The 17,892-nt window shown below is 56.0% G+C and carries 18 protein-coding genes; 13 read left to right on the forward strand and 5 right to left on the reverse strand.

Annotated features, from left to right (window positions below):
- Window positions 1-75: 75 nt before the first annotated feature.
- The 4 genes from JWR17_RS08560 to JWR17_RS08575 all read left to right on the forward strand — a co-directional run bounded on the left by JWR17_RS08560 (window position 76) and on the right by JWR17_RS08575 (window position 4,842).
- On the forward strand, window positions 76-2,523 hold the full coding sequence (locus JWR17_RS08560; RefSeq protein WP_299830260.1) for a fimbria/pilus outer membrane usher protein: 2,448 nt from the start codon (window positions 76-78) through the stop codon (window positions 2,521-2,523).
- The gene (locus tag JWR17_RS08565) at window positions 2,520-3,305 is read left to right on the forward strand and encodes a molecular chaperone (RefSeq protein WP_299830262.1); all 786 of its coding nucleotides are present in this window, start codon (window positions 2,520-2,522) and stop codon (window positions 3,303-3,305) included. Before JWR17_RS08560 ends, JWR17_RS08565 begins: the two co-directional genes overlap by 4 nt.
- Window positions 3,302-4,291 (forward strand): fimbrial protein, encoded by a 990-nt coding sequence (locus JWR17_RS08570; protein WP_299830263.1) that lies wholly within the window; start codon window positions 3,302-3,304, stop codon window positions 4,289-4,291. Before JWR17_RS08565 ends, JWR17_RS08570 begins: the two co-directional genes overlap by 4 nt.
- Before the next feature lie 314 nt (window positions 4,292-4,605).
- A complete protein-coding gene (locus JWR17_RS08575; RefSeq protein ID WP_299830265.1) occupies window positions 4,606-4,842 on the forward strand; it encodes a hypothetical protein in 237 nt (78 codons plus the stop codon).
- Between the two features lie 19 nt (window positions 4,843-4,861).
- Here the strand turns inward: JWR17_RS08575 and JWR17_RS08580 are convergent, their stop codons facing one another.
- The 5 genes from JWR17_RS08580 to JWR17_RS08600 form a co-directional block, all read right to left on the reverse strand.
- Window positions 4,862-5,824, reverse strand: a complete 963-nt coding sequence (locus JWR17_RS08580; RefSeq protein WP_299830267.1) for a GlxA family transcriptional regulator — start codon at window positions 5,822-5,824, stop codon at window positions 4,862-4,864.
- A 10-nt stretch (window positions 5,825-5,834) separates the two neighbouring features.
- Entirely contained in the window at window positions 5,835-6,593 is a 759-nt protein-coding gene (locus tag JWR17_RS08585; RefSeq protein ID WP_299830269.1) for a YkgJ family cysteine cluster protein, read from the reverse strand.
- A 145-nt stretch (window positions 6,594-6,738) separates the two neighbouring features.
- Window positions 6,739-7,062, reverse strand: a complete 324-nt coding sequence (locus JWR17_RS08590; RefSeq protein ID WP_299830271.1) for a hypothetical protein — start codon at window positions 7,060-7,062, stop codon at window positions 6,739-6,741.
- A gap of 68 nt (window positions 7,063-7,130) precedes the next feature.
- Entirely contained in the window at window positions 7,131-7,712 is a 582-nt protein-coding gene (locus tag JWR17_RS08595; RefSeq protein WP_299830273.1) for a GNAT family N-acetyltransferase, read from the reverse strand.
- Window positions 7,667-8,566, reverse strand: a complete 900-nt coding sequence (locus tag JWR17_RS08600) for a chemotaxis protein (RefSeq protein ID WP_299830275.1) — start codon at window positions 8,564-8,566, stop codon at window positions 7,667-7,669. Before JWR17_RS08600 ends, JWR17_RS08595 begins: the two co-directional genes overlap by 46 nt.
- A gap of 285 nt (window positions 8,567-8,851) precedes the next feature.
- On the opposite strand from JWR17_RS08600, the gene hmpA reads away from it, so the two are divergent.
- The 9 genes from hmpA to JWR17_RS08645 all read left to right on the forward strand — a co-directional run bounded on the left by hmpA (window position 8,852) and on the right by JWR17_RS08645 (window position 17,883).
- Entirely contained in the window at window positions 8,852-10,033 is a 1,182-nt protein-coding gene (gene hmpA / locus JWR17_RS08605; protein ID WP_299830276.1) for an NO-inducible flavohemoprotein, read from the forward strand.
- A 229-nt stretch (window positions 10,034-10,262) separates the two neighbouring features.
- Entirely contained in the window at window positions 10,263-10,772 is a 510-nt protein-coding gene (locus JWR17_RS08610) for a disulfide bond formation protein B (protein ID WP_299830278.1), read from the forward strand.
- A 461-nt stretch (window positions 10,773-11,233) separates the two neighbouring features.
- Window positions 11,234-12,172 (forward strand): ubiquinol oxidase subunit II, encoded by a 939-nt coding sequence (gene cyoA, locus JWR17_RS08615; protein ID WP_299830280.1) that lies wholly within the window; start codon window positions 11,234-11,236, stop codon window positions 12,170-12,172.
- 3 nt (window positions 12,173-12,175) lie between these two features.
- A complete protein-coding gene (gene cyoB, locus JWR17_RS08620; protein WP_299830282.1) occupies window positions 12,176-14,152 on the forward strand; it encodes a cytochrome o ubiquinol oxidase subunit I in 1,977 nt (658 codons plus the stop codon).
- Between the two features lie 3 nt (window positions 14,153-14,155).
- Window positions 14,156-14,770: a cytochrome o ubiquinol oxidase subunit III gene (locus JWR17_RS08625; protein WP_299830283.1), complete on the forward strand. Its 615-nt coding sequence runs from the start codon at window positions 14,156-14,158 to the stop codon at window positions 14,768-14,770.
- A complete protein-coding gene (cyoD, locus tag JWR17_RS08630; protein WP_299830285.1) occupies window positions 14,771-15,133 on the forward strand; it encodes a cytochrome o ubiquinol oxidase subunit IV in 363 nt (120 codons plus the stop codon).
- A 10-nt stretch (window positions 15,134-15,143) separates the two neighbouring features.
- Window positions 15,144-16,031: a heme o synthase gene (gene cyoE / locus JWR17_RS08635; protein ID WP_299830287.1), complete on the forward strand. Its 888-nt coding sequence runs from the start codon at window positions 15,144-15,146 to the stop codon at window positions 16,029-16,031.
- A 272-nt stretch (window positions 16,032-16,303) separates the two neighbouring features.
- The gene (locus JWR17_RS08640; protein WP_299830289.1) at window positions 16,304-17,200 is read left to right on the forward strand and encodes a glycosyltransferase family 2 protein; all 897 of its coding nucleotides are present in this window, start codon (window positions 16,304-16,306) and stop codon (window positions 17,198-17,200) included.
- 62 nt (window positions 17,201-17,262) lie between these two features.
- Window positions 17,263-17,883 (forward strand): CatB-related O-acetyltransferase, encoded by a 621-nt coding sequence (locus JWR17_RS08645; RefSeq protein WP_299830291.1) that lies wholly within the window; start codon window positions 17,263-17,265, stop codon window positions 17,881-17,883.
- The last annotated feature ends 9 nt before the right edge of the window (window positions 17,884-17,892 follow it).

Consider the following 17,892-nt stretch of genomic DNA (forward strand, 5'->3'; position numbering starts at 1 on the left):
AGCAAATGGTTATGTCAGAGGCATTGTGCCGAGCGTGCATTCATCAAGCGCAGCGTGTTCAGGGTTGGCATTGGGGTGGCTTTGGTCTGGCCGGTGGTCGCCCGTGCCGACCAGCCCGTCGAGGCGCCAGTGAAGTTCAATACGGCTTTTATTCAAGGCACCAATGCGCCTATTGACCTGGAACAGTTCTTACGTGGGAATAGCGTTCTGCCGGGCACTTACAGCGTCGACGTGTACCTGAACCGCACGTTGGCCGGGCGCCGTGATATCCAGTTTGCTCAAAGTCCGATATCCAGACGAGTTGAACCCTGCCTTACGCTGGACCTGCTCCAGGGACTTGGTTTGGATACCGCGCGTTTGCACCAAGCGACTGACGATGGTCCCGCCATGGCGTGTTTTGACCTGCCGGCACACGTCGAGTTTGCCCGGGTCGAATATCAGCCCAACAGCTTGCGCTTGTCCATCAGCGTGCCGCAGGCGGTCATGGCCCGCAGTGCCCGAGGCTACGTAGCGCCCGAATTATGGGACCAGGGCGAGACCGCCGCCTTCGTCAATTACACCTTCAGTGCGGTCCGGCGGCGCAATCAGCGAGAGCACACCGAGCAGTATTATCTGGGCTTGCGCAATGGTTTGAATCTGGGCGCCTGGCGCCTGCGCAACGAATCATCGCTGACCTATGGCGGTAGTCAGCCTTATCGGTTTGCCAGCAATCGTACCTATGCCCAGCGCGACCTGACGGCGCTCAGGAGCCAACTGACTCTCGGTGAGGTGTATTCGAATTCGCTGGTCTTCGACAGCGTTCGATTCAGAGGGGCCGCCATTGATTCGGACGACAGCATGTTGCCGGACAGTGAGCGGGTGTATGCGCCGACCATTCGCGGTATCGCCGAGACCAACGCCACGGTGGAAGTCCGTCAAAACGGTTATCTGCTGTACAGCGGCAGTGTCTCCCCCGGGCCGTTCGAGATCAGCGACATTTACCCCAGCGGCTCCAATGGCGACTTGTCAGTGACGGTTGTCGAGGCCAACGGACGCACACGTTCATTTACCCAGACGTTTGCCGCGTTACCCATCATGGTTCCCCAAGGGGCGTTGCGTTACAGCCTGGCGGTGGGGCAATACGACAGCAACAGCGATGACCAGGCGACACCGGCTTTCTCCAGCGGGACACTGGTTTACGGTGTGTCTGAGCGCCTGACCGGGTTTGGTGGACTGCAATGGGCGGCGGATTACCAGGCAGGCAATCTCGGTGCGGGTATCAATTCTGCATTGGGTGCATTTTCCGCCGACCTCACGCAATCCGTCAGTCAGTTGCGCGAGCGGTCTCGCCAAGGGCAGAGCCTGCGCTTGCGTTATGCCAACACGTTGGACATGACCCGCACGACCTTTGCGGTCGCAGGTTATCGTTATTCCACGGAGCTGTTTCGCACCCTTGAAGAACATGTTGACGAGCGGGTCGAGCGGGTCGGCCAGACGGCTATTGGCCGAGCCAAGGATCGCCTGGAGTTGAACATTAGCCAGTCGCTGCCCACACAATCGGGATCGTTGAGCCTGACCGCCAGCGATCAGCGCTACTGGAACGTGCCGGGTAAAACCCGCCAGCTGTTTTTGTCATACAACGGCGCGTGGAAATCTGTCAGCTACAGCGTGTCGATCGAACGCAATCAGCAGATGAACGCGGATGGACTTGCAGCCACTGACCACCGCGTCTCCCTTGGCCTCACGGTGCCTTTAGGCGCAAGTTCTGCGTCGTCCCGAGCTTCATTCAATCTGGTGCGTGACAGCGGCGGCGACTACAACACCCAGGCAGGGCTCAACGGTCAAGTGCTGGATAACCGCAACGCCTTCTATTCCGTGCAGGCAGGGCACGACAGCAGCGCCGGGTCGTTTGGCTCGGGCAAAGTCAATACCACGCTGCCCTACGGCCGCTTTGAAGCGGGTTATAGCCAAGGCCGTGATTACGATGCCATGAGTCTCGGGGCTGCGGGTTCTTTGGTTGGACACAGTGGCGGCATCAACTTCGGGCAACCCTTGGGTGAAACCTTCGCTTTGGTCGAAGTGCCACACATCAGTGGCGCGAAGCTGACCAATTACAACAATGTCGAGACCTCAGCCAACGGATACGCGTTGCTTCCGTATACCCAGCCGTACCGCACTAACTGGGTGGCCCTGGATACCCGTCAGTTGGGCGCCGACATTGAGGTTGAGGACGCCATTGTGCAACTGGTGCCAAGGCGCGGCGCGGTCAGTGTTGTGCATTTCAATGCCTCAGTCGGGCGCCGGGTACAGTTTGATTTGTCCCGTGCAGACGGCAGCAAAGTCCCCTTGGGCGCCAGCGTCGAAGACGAACACGGCAAGTCCATGGCCGTGGTCGACCCTACCAGTCGTGCATTGGTGTTGACCAACCAGGACAGCGGCGTGCTGCGGATCAAATGGTCCGATCAGAGCTGCCAGGTGACCTATCGCTTGCCGGCCAAAGATCCGGCACGTGCTTACGAACGTTTGAAGGGCCTCTGCCAATGAACGGATTCAAAGAATTGTTGGTTGGTCTGTTGGCGTTGGGCAGCGTTGGCGCGCAAGCGGCTGTCTCGCTCAGCGGAACACGGTTGATTTTCGACGGCAGTTTTCGTGAGGCCAGCATCGAGGCGACCAATCGAAGCGGCCATGAAGTGTTGCTACAGGCGTGGCTTAGTGATGCGCGGGACATTGATGGCGGATCGTCCAGCGATCTGCCTTTTGTGGTGACCCCGCATCTGTGGCACTTGCAGGCCCACGGCAGGCAGGCGTTGCGCATCCTGTACGAAGGCATCGGTATGCCTCTGGACCAAGAGTCATTAATGCACCTGTATGTGATGGAGGTCCCGCCCCGTGTGGAGGGTGAAAATCAGTTGAGCATTGCCATTCGCCAACGCATCAACGTGTTCTATCGACCTCCCGGATTACCCGGCGAGCCAGCCCGCACCGCTGCAGCCTTGGTGTGGCGTCTTACCCTTGATGAACAGGGCGTCATCGCGCTGCAGGTCAGTAATCCCACGGCCTATCACGCTACGCTGCAAAACCTCCAGTTGGAGAGTGATGGGGAGAATTATGCTGTCAGCCATTACCAGCTATTGCCGCCCGGAGTCACCCGCAGCTTGCCGCTCACGCCCGTCAAGTTTGGCAAAGGCAAATGGCAGCGCCTTTCCTTTAAGGCGCTCAACGATTACGGCGGCCAGCGTGGCTACGTTGCCGACGTTGATCAGCTGGCGGCATTCACTGCCCGTTCGCTGCCGGATGCCGTCCCTTTCAAGGATACTCAACCATGACCGATACCCGCTGGATTCGACCTGTGTTGCTGGCGCTGCTGTTGAGCCCCGCGACGTGTTTCGCGCTGGTTTGCACGGAGCAGGGCACCGGGTCGTCAGTGATCCAGGCTGATTTGGGCAGCACCGTCGCGATACCTGCAACGGCTCCCCAAGGCACTGTCATTTGGCGTTCAGAGCGTTTCAACGTCCAGGTCGAATGCTACAAGGATGGCCTGCAAGCGCAGCAGGAAGAAATATTCGTTTACCTGAACCCGGACAACTTGCAGATCGGCCAGGGAATTCGTGCCGGTCTGACCCTTGATGGCGTCGACTATGTGCAAAGTAGCGGCCGGTTCAGCACCGGGCAGAGTCTTCCCGTGTGCAATGAAGGAGATGCCAACATTGGCGCGTGCCCGCATATTACGTTTAGCCTGGCGTTATCGGTGTTTATCGAAAAGTTCGGACCGACGCCCCCTTCAGGGGTGGCCAGTGATTTGCTGAACTACCGGTTGTTGCAGTTGGACAGCGCGGCAGGGATCAATCCGCTGCCCGGTTACACCCTCAGCTACGTCATCAACAACCTCAGCGGGCTGCGGTTTATCGCCTGTGATGCCGAATTACAGGTGATCCCGGAAACCATCGATTTTGGTTCCATTGGCATTCAGGATGTGGCGGTAGGCCGGGTCATCGACCGGCGCCCGTTTTCGTTGGTGACCAACCGCACCTGTGACACGCCCTTTAGCCTCAGCGCGCAATTCAAACCGGTATCGGGCAGTGTCGCGGGGGATTTCCTGGTACCTGTCGCCAACGACGGCGTCGGCATTCGCCTCGTGAGCGCCAGCAACGGCGCAACACTGCCGTATAACCAACCTTTCCATTTGGCGGATTTGCTGGGAAACACATCGTCCGCCAGGGCCGATTTCGACGCCGAACTGGTTTGGCAGACCCCCAACCCCAACGCCGGTGCGTTCGAGGCTGAGGTTGTGGTTGATTTGTTTTATCAATAGAGAGAACAACGGATCATTTACTGACTGGAATGCATGTTTGTAGGCGCTGCCGAAGGCTGCGATTCGACCGGGAGCCGGTCCCTTTCGTTATTACGGTGAAGGTCGTTGCGACCTTATCGCAGCCTTCGGCAGCGCCTACAGTGACCGAGCTTGCTGCGCAATAGTGCGGCATCGAACGCAGGGCGCAATCTCTCGCAGGGGAGCGAATTACGATAGGAGGTTGCTGCCGGTGGCGGCAGGTCGTCGGGGATTCAGGTATGCTGCGCGGCCTTGGGCAAGTGCCCATTGTTGCCCGACGACTTTTTGGAGCTTCCATGACTACCCCCGAACACACGCCAGCTCCGGAAGCCATCGCCGAGCAGGGCGCTGAGAATGCCGCAGATAAAAAGACTGCAAGCATCCCGGACTTCAAGTTTTCATTTAAACCCGCTGACTTCACCCCGGTGAAAAGCCTGGAAGAACCGTATTACAAAAAATCGGGCAAATCCAGCCACAACAAGATCCCTGGCGCGGCACCCCACGGCACCCGCAAGTCCATGGGCAAACGCTGATTTCGCTGGGCTTCAGCGCTTACGCAGTCTGCTGAAAGCGTTCGCGGTATTGAGTCGGCGTCACGCCCAGTCGCTGGCTGAAAATCAGGCGCATGCGGCCGGCACTGCCGAAGCCGCAGCGATAGGCCACGGCCTTGATCGCCAGTTGGCTGCCTTCGAGTAAATGCCGCGCGGCGTCGATCCGCGCTCGTTGCACGAACTCTGCCGGCGTCACCTTGGCGTCTCTGACGAAAACCCGCGCGAAACTACGCGGGCTCATGGCGACCACTTCGGCCAGCCGTTCCACGGAAAAAGGCTCGGCGATGTGCTCCATCACGTAGCGCTGAATTTTCGCCACGGGTGAGCTGTCGTCCTCGGGCGCGATCAGGTACGGGCTGAATTGCGATTGCCCACCTTGGCGCTGCACCACTACCAATAACCGTTTGGCCACCGCCAGTGCAACGCTCGCCCCGTGATCTTCTGCCACCAACGCCAAGGCCATGTCGATTCCGGCGGTCACGCCTGCGCAAGTCACGAGCGCACCGTCACGCACATAAATTCGGTCAGGCTCGACGTAAGCCAAGGGGAATTGCTCGGCCAGTTGATGGGCGTGGCTCCAGTGAGTCGCCGCCTGTTTACCGTCGAGCAGTCCAGCATGGCCCAAAATGAAAGCGCCCGTGCAAATCGAACCGTAACGTCCGGCCAGCGGCGCGGCTTTGCGCAACCACGTCGTGATGACCGGCAGCGCCATGGTTTCCGGCAGCAGCGGGCCACCTGGTACTAGCACCACATCGAATTCATGGGGCGCGTCTTCGATGGATAACTCAGCACCCAACGGCATGCCGTTGGAGGCCATGATGGGGTAGGGCGCGGTGCCGATCGTGATGATGCGATAGCCGCTGTCGGCCGAGACGAAGCGGTTGGCTTCGGCGAACACATCCAGTGGCCCGGCGATATCCAATGACTGGACGCCGGGAAAAACCACAATCGCCACAGTTTTCATCAGCGGGTGTTTACGCCTGTTTTAGTGAGATGAATGTGTAGTTCAGCGGGTCGTTGATTGCCACTTGAGCACCGGCCGAGCGAAGAGTATCGGCAATGTCCGGACCTGACACGTGAAACGTCCAACCTGATTCAATCGACAGCGGCGGCAGGGTAGCGGTATTGCTGATTTCTTCCACGGCAATGGCGAACGCAGCCATGTCCGGCAAGTAAGCGGTAAAACCGTCGCCTTTTAACGCGGCGGTACGGATGCCTAGCAAGTTGCAAATAGCGTCCTTTGCGCCAGCCTCATCGCGATCGGCCTGGCGCGACGCTTCGATCAAGGTCATCAGTAGGGTGTCCATCACCTTGCCGCCAACAATGAAATCCGGTCCCTGTTCCCACGCGTGAGGCGGGCAGTCCTTGGCTTCCGGGCGCAACGGAATATGCGGGTTGATTTCCATTGGGTAGATCCGGCAAACCAGAGGACGGCGCTCGTAAATGCGGCACAAGTTTTCTGCGTCAAGATTCCGACAAGGTCCTACGTTAAAGGCAGCGAAGGTGATGGCCACATACGCATTGGTGTTGCCGCTGGGTACCAAGCACGATCGACGTTGGGCGTGGGTGTGTTGCAACGCCGGTACGCCATACCCGTCTTCGAGAAAAGCCTCGGCCAAAACGATGACGTTACCGCCGTCGGCCGCCCACTGTTTGGCTTCGGACAATGTCAGGGGAACGTGGTGATCAGTGCAGCATTTGCCGCACCCTACGCAGGAAAACTGAGTATTCATTGAGTTGAAAGCCAAATACCGCACGCATGGAGGACGACAGATTTACCTACATCGTCATCACCGAAGCGAGTTTTGTAGCAAGTTGTACGCCATTGCGACAAGCACTCTACAGAGGCTTCGCCTGTAGAGGGATTTACAGACGGATTCACTTCTTCGGCAAAGTGCTCATCGAGTCCCATTCAGTCACTACGGCTGTCTGGCTTTGGCGCTGATACAGGCACAGTTCGGTGCCGATCTTGTTTTTCATCTGTGCTTGCGGGTAGCGGCCTTTGAGCAGGAGCGCGTTATAGCCGACGCTGTCATCGAACAGCGCTGCGCTGCCGGCCGGTTTGGCGTCCTTGAGGTGGCTGGCTTTTACGCAGCTGTCGATAATCGCTTTGTCCAGGTCACGCCATGCCTGGTCACTGGATGCGTACGCTTGGCCGGTGGCAACCATAAGGCCCGTGAGCAATAACAGCGAAGCTTTCATATAGGTTTCCTTGTAAGTCATAACCCTTCAAGCAGCGGATTATGGCAGACAGGCTCGCTGGTGGTTCTTCAATCAGCCGTGGTGCGTAGGACATATCTCATTCCGGATGTTTCATACAGCGACCGAGCCGCATGATTATCCTCCAGTACGTTGAGGTCCACATTGGCCTCGCCGCGTAGCTGAAACTGATAAAAAGCATGACTAAGGAGGGCAAGCGCCAAACCCTGGCGTCGGGCGCGGGGATGAACCACCAAATCGCGGATGAAGGCGCTGGTCCAGCAATGCGCGGCCCCCGTTAAACCGTAGTCATCAGCGGTAATAATCCACAGCGAGGGGTCGGCTTCCGGACCGGTGTCGGCCGATGCACGCCACGCTTCGTAAGCCGGCACACTGCCGCCGCCGTGTTGATAACCAGTGACCAATAACCCGTGCAACTGCGGAGCGATGTCGGGACTGAACGCAATTCTGCGGCTATTGCCCGGCCATGGCCGGGGAGTATCAACCAGGCGCGCGTCGATCTGGCGCAGCTCGCGCCGCATCAGCCAGTAACCCTGCGGGTAATCCTGGCTCAGCGTTGTAGGCGGTCCCTGCGAAACGCCTTCCTTTATATGCCTTGGGCCTCGACCGTGCGGGCTGCCTGAATCAAGCATTTGGTCAACTCGGGTGAAGAAAATTTAGTCAGTACAGCGTTCGCACCCGCCGCGCTGGCCTTTTCGCTGTTCATCTTACTGTCCAGAGAAGTGTGCAGCAGCACGTACAGGTCTTGGAAGTCCGGTGTTTCGCGCAACGTACGGGTAAAGGCATAGCCATCCATCTCCGACATTTCAATGTCCGATACCACCACATTGATCTGCTCTGCGGTGCCTTGCAGCTCAAGCAGTCGATCAATAGCCTCTTTGGCGCTGCGGGCGGTGTGACAATGAATCCCCAGGTTGCGCAGGGTAATCAGTGATTGCTGCAACGCAACCTGGCTGTCGTCGACTACCAGAATTTTCGCCTTGGCCAATACCAGCGCGTCTGCCTCGCTCAAGTGCACCGATTCGTTGACGATTTTCGCCGGTGCAATGCCGTGAATGACCTTTTCGATATCCAGCACCTGCACCAGCATGCCATCAACTTGAGTCACGCCGGTGATGAACGACTTGTTGCCCGCGCCAAAGGGCGGAGGCCGGATATCGGTGGTCAGGCAGTGCACGATCTTGCTCACGGCCTGCACGTGAAGCCCCTGTTTGGAACGGCTGACGTCAGTGACGATCAAGCAACCACCGGCAGGGTCCACCAATGGTTGCTCCCCAATGGCGCGACTGAGGTCAATGACCGACAACGACGCGCCGCGCAAAATGGCGACGCCTTTAACGTGGGGATGAGATTCAGGCAGCCGAGTCAGGGCCGGGCAGGGGATGATTTCGCTCACTTTGAGCAGGTTGATCGCCATCATTTTGCCGCTGCGTAAAGTAAACAGCAGCAGCGAGAGTGAATCTGCGCGTGCTTTATTCGAGGACATATCAACCTTCTGAATTAAGGCGTCGCTATACATCAGCGGCGAACAGCTTTCGATGACGGGTTATCGACTTGCAAGGGACAGGCTTGAGGGCATTTATAAGGTTGGATCACCGGTAGCGAGTCTCTTGTGTAGTCATAAAGACTGTTTCGGGTCATTTTGACCTCGATTCCGAGCGTGTCATTTTGACCTTTGAACATCAACATGCTGATTTATAACAGTAAATTTTATGGCACGAAAGCTGATAAGTCATAGGCAACCCACTAAAAAAGCCTTGCGGAGTCTCCCATGCTGAACGCTCACGATCGTGCCATTGTTAAATCCACCGTTCCCCTGCTCGAAAGCGGCGGCGAAACCTTGACCACCTATTTTTATCAAATGATGTTGCGTGAATACCCGGAGGTGCGCCCACTGTTCAATCAGGCTCACCAGGCCAGCGGTGATCAGCCTCGGGCATTGGCCAATGGCGTGCTGATGTACGCGCGGCACATTGATCAGTTGGAGCAGTTGGGCGACCTGGTGGCGAAGATTATCAATAAGCACGTTGCCCTGCAGATTTTGCCGCACCACTACCCCATTGTCGGCACCTGCCTGATTCGCGCCATCGAAGAAGTTCTCGGCAGCGAAATAGCGACGCCTGAGGTACTGCAAGCCTGGAGCAATGCTTATAAACAGCTGTCGGACATCTTGATCGGTGCCGAGGGCGCAATCTACGACGATAAAGCCGAGGCCGTTGGCGGTTGGCGTGGGGCGCGGGCGTTCAAGGTTACACGCCGGGTTGATGAAAGTGCCGAGATCACCTCGTTCTATTTCAAGCCTGCCGATGGCGGCCCCGTTCTGGACTACACCGCAGGCCAATACATCGGCCTGCAGCTGTTTATCAAGGGCGAAGAAAAACGCCGCAACTATTCGCTGTCGGCCGTCCCCGATGGCAAGCAATACCGCATCAGCGTCAAACGCGAACCCAACGGCGTCGCCTCAAACTATATGCATGACCACTTGCACGTCGGCGACAGCATCAATTTGTTTACACCATCGGGCGAGTTCACCCTGGCCCAAAGTCAAAAACCCTTGGTGCTAATCAGCGGCGGAGTCGGTATTACACCGACACTGGCGATGCTTGAGACGGCATTGGCGACATCGCGCCCGGTGCACTTCATTCATTGCGCGCGTAACGGCGGGGTGCATGCGTTCCGCGATTGGGTGAACGACCTGGCTGCGCGTCATCCGCAGCTAAAGCACTTTTACTGCTACGCCGAAGACGACGGCAGCAGTCCGGCAGCCCATGCGGTCGGGTTGCTCGATCAGCGACAGTTGGAACAGTGGTTGCCGGAAGAGCGCGACGTGGATGCTTACTTTTTGGGCCCCAAAGGATTCATGGCTGCAATGAAACGCCAATTAAAGGCAGCGGGGGTGCCAGAGCAGCAAAGCCGTTACGAGTTTTTCGGTCCGGCTACTGCGTTGGAGTAATGCTGCTCAGGAGTAAGCAAGACCAGTGACTTTGTTGCGTCATATGGTCGCAGGCAGGCATGGAAAGCGCTCAACCCGCTGTGCTGGAATTCAATGAAACCTTCGGGCCATTCAATTTACCCGTACAGCGGTTTTGCGCTTGAATTGGCCCCGGCTGCCGATGATTATCGCGGGCGATTCAGGCGTTGAGCATTTACACTCCGTGCTACACCATTCAAAGGGTAAAGGGATGAGCGACGATTTGATGTACTTGCAGCGCGAGAAGAGATTTCTAGTGCTGCTCGGGATAATTTGCCTCGCGATGATCGGCGGAGCGTTGTACATGCAAGTGGTCCTGGAAGAGGCGCCATGTCCGCTGTGTATCCTGCAGCGCTACGCTTTATTGTTCATTGCGATCTTTGCTTTCATCGGCGCTGCCATGCCGGGACGCCGCAGTATCACGGTGTTTGAGGGTTTGGTGATGCTCAGTGCCCTGGGTGGCGCGGCTGTCGCTGGACGCCATGCTTACATCCTTGCGCACCCAACCGAAAGTTGCGGTATCGACGTGTTGCAGCCCATCGTCGACGGTTTGCCTCTGGCGTATCTGTTCCCGTTAGGGTTCCAGGTGGACGGTTTTTGCACCACGGCGTATCCGCCAATACTCGGATTATCGTTGGCACAATGGGCGCTGGTGGCATTCGTATTAACCCTGGTTTTGGTGCCGTTGGGGATTCTGAGAAACCGCCGTCGCGGTCGATGATACGAAAAGATCCAACCTCGACTGCCTCGCTTTTTGGCCTTAAAAGCGGGGCATTTTTCTGTGCTGGATTCGGCCTGACATCTGATTTTTACCGAATTTGATATGAACTGTTGCTGAAAAAGGCATAGTCAATAAAAGGTTACATATCTACAATCGCCAGCATTAACCGGTCAAGGCAAAAAACGATGTCCTTAGCGACTCTACGCACGCTATGTAGACGGCGCCGACGTCGGCCACTGACACCTTTCAGAACACCCGCACCAAATGGAATTGGTCTGCTAACCAGGCCGTTGCCACCATTCAAATAAGAAACCAAAGATAGTTTCGGATTTGTCGATTAGCTCATTGAGCTGCTCTGGCAGGCCCTTATTCAGATCAAAAAAAATACGCCAACACCGGCAGGGTGAAGTGTTGGCGTTCGAAATCCAACTGACTGCGCAAGCTGCTTTAGAGGTCGTGAGATGAGTAGAAAAAGGTACCCCAGATTATTTGGCTTCTTGGCCCTTTTGAGCACGCTCGCGCTCAGTGGTTGCGGTATGTCCGTACTTGACCCGAAAGGGCAGATCGGCATCGATGAGAAGAACCTGATTATCACCGCTACCTTGATGATGTTGTTGGTGGTCGTGCCGGTAATCGTCATGACCTTCTGGTTCGCCTGGAGATACCGCGCCTCGAACACGAACGCCACCTACGCACCGAGCTGGGCCCATTCGCATAAAATCGAAGCCATTGTCTGGGGCGTTCCGACCATCATCGTCGTCGCGCTGGGCATCCTGATCTGGGAATCCAGTCACGAGCTTGACCCTTACAAGCCGCTGGAATCCGACATCAAACCGGTGACCATTGAAGTGGTGATGATCGACTGGAAATGGTTGTTCATCTATCCGGACCAAGGCATCGCAACGGTCAACGAGATCAAGTTCCCGGCTAATGTCCCGGTCAATTTCCGGATCACGTCTGACGCAACCATGGGCTCGTTCTTCATTCCAGGCCTGGGCGGTCAAATCTACGCCATGGCCGGCATGGAAACCAAGCTGCACCTGATCTCCAACGAGAATCATGTGTACAACGGTGTTGCGGCCAACCTCACCGGCGAAGGTTTCTCTGATCAGAACTTCAAGGCATACGCCACCTCACAGGCTGATTTCGACGCCTGGGTTGCTGCTGCCAAGAAAGCACCAAACCAGCTTGACCTGACGCAATTCAACGAACTCGCCAAGCCTAGCGTGAAACACCCTGTTGAGTACTTCGCCACCGTTCAGCCAAATCTGTTTCAGACCATCATCGACAAGTATGAAGGCATGAATAAAGGCACCGGCATGAAGCATGAAGCGGGCGAAGCCAACGAGATGACGGGTATGGATATGACTAAGCATTCGGCTGCCGGTGCAGAGGAGTAACAGATGTTCGGTAAATTAACGCTGGACGCGATTCCTTTACACGTACCGATCGTGATGGTGACGCTGGCCGTCATCGCGCTGATCGGTGCGGGTTTGATCGCGCTAATTAGCTACAACCGCAAGTGGGTTTATCTGTGGTCTGAATGGTTGACTTCGGTTGACCACAAGAAAATCGGCGTGATGTATATCGTCGTTGCGTTGGTCATGTTGCTGCGCGGTTTTGCCGACGCCCTCATGATGCGCTCACAGTTAGCCTTGGCCAGCGCTGGCGGTGAAGGCTACTTGCCACCGGAACACTACGACCAGATCTTCACCGCCCACGGTGTGATCATGATCTTCTTCATGGCGATGCCTTTTGTGGTCGGCCTGATGAACATCGTCGTTCCGTTGCAGATCGGTGCTCGCGACGTTGCCTTCCCGTTCCTCAACTCCTTGAGCTTCTGGTTGTTCGTTGTGGGGGCAGTCCTGGTTAACCTGTCACTGGGTATCGGCGAATTCGCCCGTACCGGTTGGGTTGCCTATCCACCGCTGTCTGGCTTGCAGTACAGCCCGGGCGTTGGGGTCGACTACTACATCTGGGCCTTGCAGTTGTCCGGATTGGGTACGTTGCTGACGGGGGTGAACTTCGTTGTCACCATCCTGAAAATGCGCGCACCTGGCATGACCCTGATGAAAATGCCGGTGTTCACCTGGAACTGCCTGTGCACCGCGATCCTGATCGCTGCCTCGTTCCCGATCCTCACCGCAACCTTGGTTCTGCTGACGCTTGACCGTTATCTGGGCATGCACTTCTTCACCAACGAGCTTGGTGGCAACCCGATGATGTATGTCAACCTCATCTGGGCCTGGGGCCATCCAGAGGTATACATCCTGATTCTGCCGGCATTCGGCGTGTTCTCGGAAGTGACCTCGACGTTCGCCAAGAAAGCACTGTTCGGCTATAAATCGTTGGTCTACGCGACCATCGCGATCACCGTTCTGTCGTTCATTGTCTGGCTGCATCACTTCTTTACGATGGGGTCGGGCGCTAACGTCAACGCGTTCTTCGGCATCATGACGATCATTATTGCCGTTCCCACAGGCGTTAAGATCTTCACTTGGCTGTTCACCATGTTCCGCGGGCGAATCGAGTTCACCACGCCGATTCTATGGACGCTGGGCTTCATCGTGACGTTCAGCATCGGCGGCATGACCGGCGTTCTGCTGGCGGTACCGGGCGCTGACTTTGTGTTGCACAACAGCCTGTTCCTGATCGCGCACTTCCATAACGTGATCATCGGTGGTGCGGTATTCGGTTACCTGGCGGGCTTCACCTACTGGTTCCCGAAAGCGTTCGGCTTCAAGCTCAACGAGCGTCTGGGCAAGTACGCGTTCTGGTGCTGGATCGTCGGCTTCTACCTGGCTTTCATGCCGCTCTACGTACTGGGCTTCATGGGCATGACCCGTCGCCTGAACCACACCGATAACCCGCAATGGACACCTTGGCTCATCGCTGCCTTCGTTGGCGCCTTGGTCATCATGTGTGGCATCGCGTTCCAGCTCATTCAACTGGTTGTCAGTATTCGTGACCGTGAGAAGAACCGTGACGTGTCTGGCGATCCATGGGATGGCCGTACGCTGGAGTGGTCAACTTCTTCGCCTCCGCCGTTCTATAACTTCGCCGAGCAACCGCACGTTGAAGACCTGGACGCGTATTGGGGTATGAAAGAACGCGGCATCCAGACCAAAACAGCTGCTGATTACAAGAAGATTCACATGCCGCGCAACACCGGCGTGGGCTTCTACATCGGCTTCGGTAGCCTGATCTTCGGCTTCGCCTTGATCTGGCACATTTGGTGGCTGGCTGCGGTCGGTCTGGTCGGGATGGTGGTTACTTTCATCATTCGTACGAACGACGACGACATTGACTACTACGTCTCTGCCGAAGAAGTCGCGCGAATCGAAAATGAACGCCTTCAAACTTTGGCTAAGCAGGCTTAAACCATGTCGAACTTAGTATTAGAAAGCCAGATTGCCCATGCTGAGGAGCATGGGCACGAGGATGCCGGGTCAATGACCGTTTTCGGCTTCTGGATCTATCTGATGACCGACTGCATCCTGTTCGCGACGATTTTCGCCGCGTATTCGGTGCTGGTTAACAACGTCGCAGGTGGCCCGTCGGGCAAAGACATCTTCGAACTGCCGTACGTGCTGGTAGAAACCTTCTGCCTGCTGTTCAGTAGTATCACCTACGGTTTCGCCATGTTGGCGATGCACAAGGGCAACAAGAAGGGTGTTATCAGCTGGTTGGCAGTGACCTTCTTGCTGGGTCTGAGCTTCATCGGGATGGAAATCAACGAATTCCATCACCTGATCGTTGAAGGCAACGGTCCTGATCGCAGCGCTTTCCTGTCCGGCTTCTTTACCTTGGTCGGGACTCACGGTCTGCACGTGACTTCCGGTTTGATCTGGATGGCCGTGTTGATGTTCCAGGTCAACAAGAAAGGTCTGACCGCAACCAACATGACCCGTCTGAGTTGCCTGAGTTTGTTCTGGCACTTCCTCGATGTGGTCTGGATCTGCGTGTTCACCGTTGTCTATCTGATGGGAGCACTGTAAATGGATCACGCTAATATCAGCCATTCCGGCGCCGAACACGCTCATGCGGACCATTCCGGTGCTGACCATGGCAGCCTGAAGTCCTACGCTATTGGCTTCTTCCTGTCGGTCATCCTGACGGTTATTCCGTTCGGTCTGTTGATGCACCCGATCTTCGCGCAGCCGGTCACCTTGGCCATTGTCGTGGTGTTCGCCGTCGTACAGATCTTCGTTCACCTGGTGTTTTTCCTGCACATGAACAGGTCGTCCGAACAGCGTTGGAACATTGTCGCTTTTGCCTTCACCATCCTGATCATTGTGATCGTGGTTGGCCTGTCGTTGTGGGTGATGTACAGCATCCACACGAACATGATGGCGCACTGAGGAATCTGAATTGTCCCTTAAGCACTTTATCCAAATCACCAAACCGGGGATCATTTTCGGTAACGTGCTTTCGGTGGCAGGTGGCTTCTTCCTGGCTTCTAAAGGGCATGTCGACTTCGGCCTGTTTTTGGCTGCTGCGATAGGCACCTCGTTGGTAGTGGCGTCCGGTTGTGTATTCAACAATTGCATCGACCGCGACATCGACGTGAAGATGGAACGGACCAAGAATCGGGTGTTGGTACAGGGTCTGGTTTCGTTGAAACTGGCCCTGATCTACGCCAGCCTTTTGGGTCTCGCCGGGGTGGGCTTGCTTTACACCAAGGCTAACCCGTTGGCCGCCTTGTTCGCAGTCATCGGTTTTGTGATTTACGTCGGCTTCTACAGCCTGTACCTGAAACGCAAGTCGGTGCACGGCACGCTGGTGGGCAGTCTATCGGGAGCCATGCCGCCGGTGATTGGCTACGTGGCGGTGAGCAACAGCTTCGATCTGGCAGCGCTGACGTTGTTGGTGATGTTCAGTTTGTGGCAGATGCCCCATTCCTACGCCATTGCGATTTTCCGTTTCAACGATTATCGCGCAGCGTCGATCCCGGTGCTGCCGGTGTTGCGCGGTATCGTTGTCGCCAAGCGGCACATCCTGATCTACATCCTGGCATTCCTCGTGGCCACACTGATGTTGACCATCGGTGGTTACGCCGGCTTTAGCTACCTGGCCGTTGCGGCGGGCATGGGCATGTATTGGTTGTACATGGCCTGGACCGGCTACAAAGCGGTGGATGATACGGTTTGGGCACGTAAACTGTTTGTGTTCTCGATCCTCACCATCACCGCCTTGAGCGTGATGATGTCGGTGGATTTTCAGGTGCCCAGTGAGTTGCTGGTAACTTACGCGCGTTGAATTGACGTCGGCGCTTGAACAGAAACGCCCCGCTCTGAAGAAGAGCGGGGCGTTTTTTATTGCATTACAAAAGAGGTTGGCCAGCAATCGGCTCTGGTTTCGACTGATGGGAGCGATAAAAGCGAGGGCGCCGGTCGAAAAAAGCTTCTATAACCTTTGTCTGGCAATGCTTAGAAGCAAAGCTGGCATTGGGGCCATGGCAAAAACCATCGGGTTGCAGCATGATACGTTCGCTCTAACACAACGACGATAGCTTTCAGTAGAAGCAGTGAATGACGACTGAACACCACACCTCCAGGAAACAACAGGCGGCGGACCTCGGCCCACTAGTCTCTATTGTCGCGCCTTGCTATAACGCCGAGAAATACTTGGAGGAGGCGCTAAGCAGTATTTTTGCCCAAGACTACGCCAACGTTGAAGTTATTATCGTTGATGATGGATCGACCGATAATAGCTATTCGATGTTGCAGGCCCTGCAAAATACATATGACTTTCAGTTGTACTCCCAGTTGAACCAAGGCGTGAGTGCTGCCCTTAACCATGGTTTGAAGTACGCCCAGGGCGAATACGTTTCCACGCCGGACCTGGACGACATCATGTTGCCGGAGTCGATACGGATTAGAGCTGACTATTTGGGCAAACACCCGGAAGTTGGCTGTGTTGGCGCGCTTGTCGTGTACATGGACAGCGAAGGCAATGACGTTAAGACGCAAAAACTGCAACACATTCAGCGCTTGGGGTTTGACGAGATACTGAGTAACGCGATCGTGGTCGGGGCTCCGGTCTCGCTGTACCGGATGGATGCGTTACGTGCGGCAGGCTTTTACGAGCCGAGCATTAAAGTACAAGACTTCCAGATGACGTTGAAAATCGCCGATCAGGGTTATCAGATTCACGTATTGCCAGTGAGCGTTACCCGTTACCGACGTCATCCCAACAACCTGTCCCGGCGCTATAAAATTCTGCTGGACGCTGACATGAAGGCGATCAGTCCTTATCGGTCCCACCCCGGCTATGAGAAGGGCAGAACGGTCATTCTCAATAAAGCGTTGAAATATGCGGTGGTCACCGACAAGAAAGACGCCTGGCGTTTATTGCGATCAATTCCCTTGAGGCGGTATAACAAAACCACCTTTCGCCGGCTGAAACGGTTGTTGTTACACCGCTAGGGCACTGTGGAAACTTTCCTGAAGTATCTTATGTCTCATCGATTACTCGATAAGGGCAGGCCATGAAGTTTCTTGAAACCCTAAAAAAAAGACAAACAAGAAGGCACCTGCGTGGCCTGGACAAGCTTCATCGTGGTCCGGAAAAAATCAGGCTGCGTTATCCGAAGTTCTCTTTTGGAGTGGGCACTTACGGTATTCCTGACGTGGTCGAATTCGATAATGATTCGGTGCTGAAAGTCGGTTCGTACACGTCAATCGCCGCAGGGGTCAAAATCCTTCTGGGGGGTGAGCACCGCACCGACTGGCTGACCACTTATCCGTTTCCGGCGATGATCGACGAAGTCAGCGATATCCTCGACTACGCGCCAAGCAAGGGCGACGTGATTATCGGCAGCGATTGCTGGATATGCACCGACGCGGTGATTCTTTCTGGTGTCACCATCGGCCACGGCGCCATTGTTGCGGCGGGGGCTGTTGTAAATCGGGATGTCGCGCCTTTTGCGGTGGTCGGCGGCAATCCGTGTAAATTCATTCGTTGGCGTTTCGACGAACAAACCCGTGAAACCCTGCTGAACGCAGCGTGGTGGGACTGGCCTGTGGATGAGGTCAAGGCGGTGGCGAGAACGCTTTCCAGCAGCGACATCGACACGTTCCTCCACTACATTGGCGCACGAAACACCTGACGCAGGGTC

Source organism: Pseudomonas sp. (assembly GCF_028293835.1).
Classification (GTDB): Bacteria; Pseudomonadota; Gammaproteobacteria; order Pseudomonadales; family Pseudomonadaceae; genus Aquipseudomonas.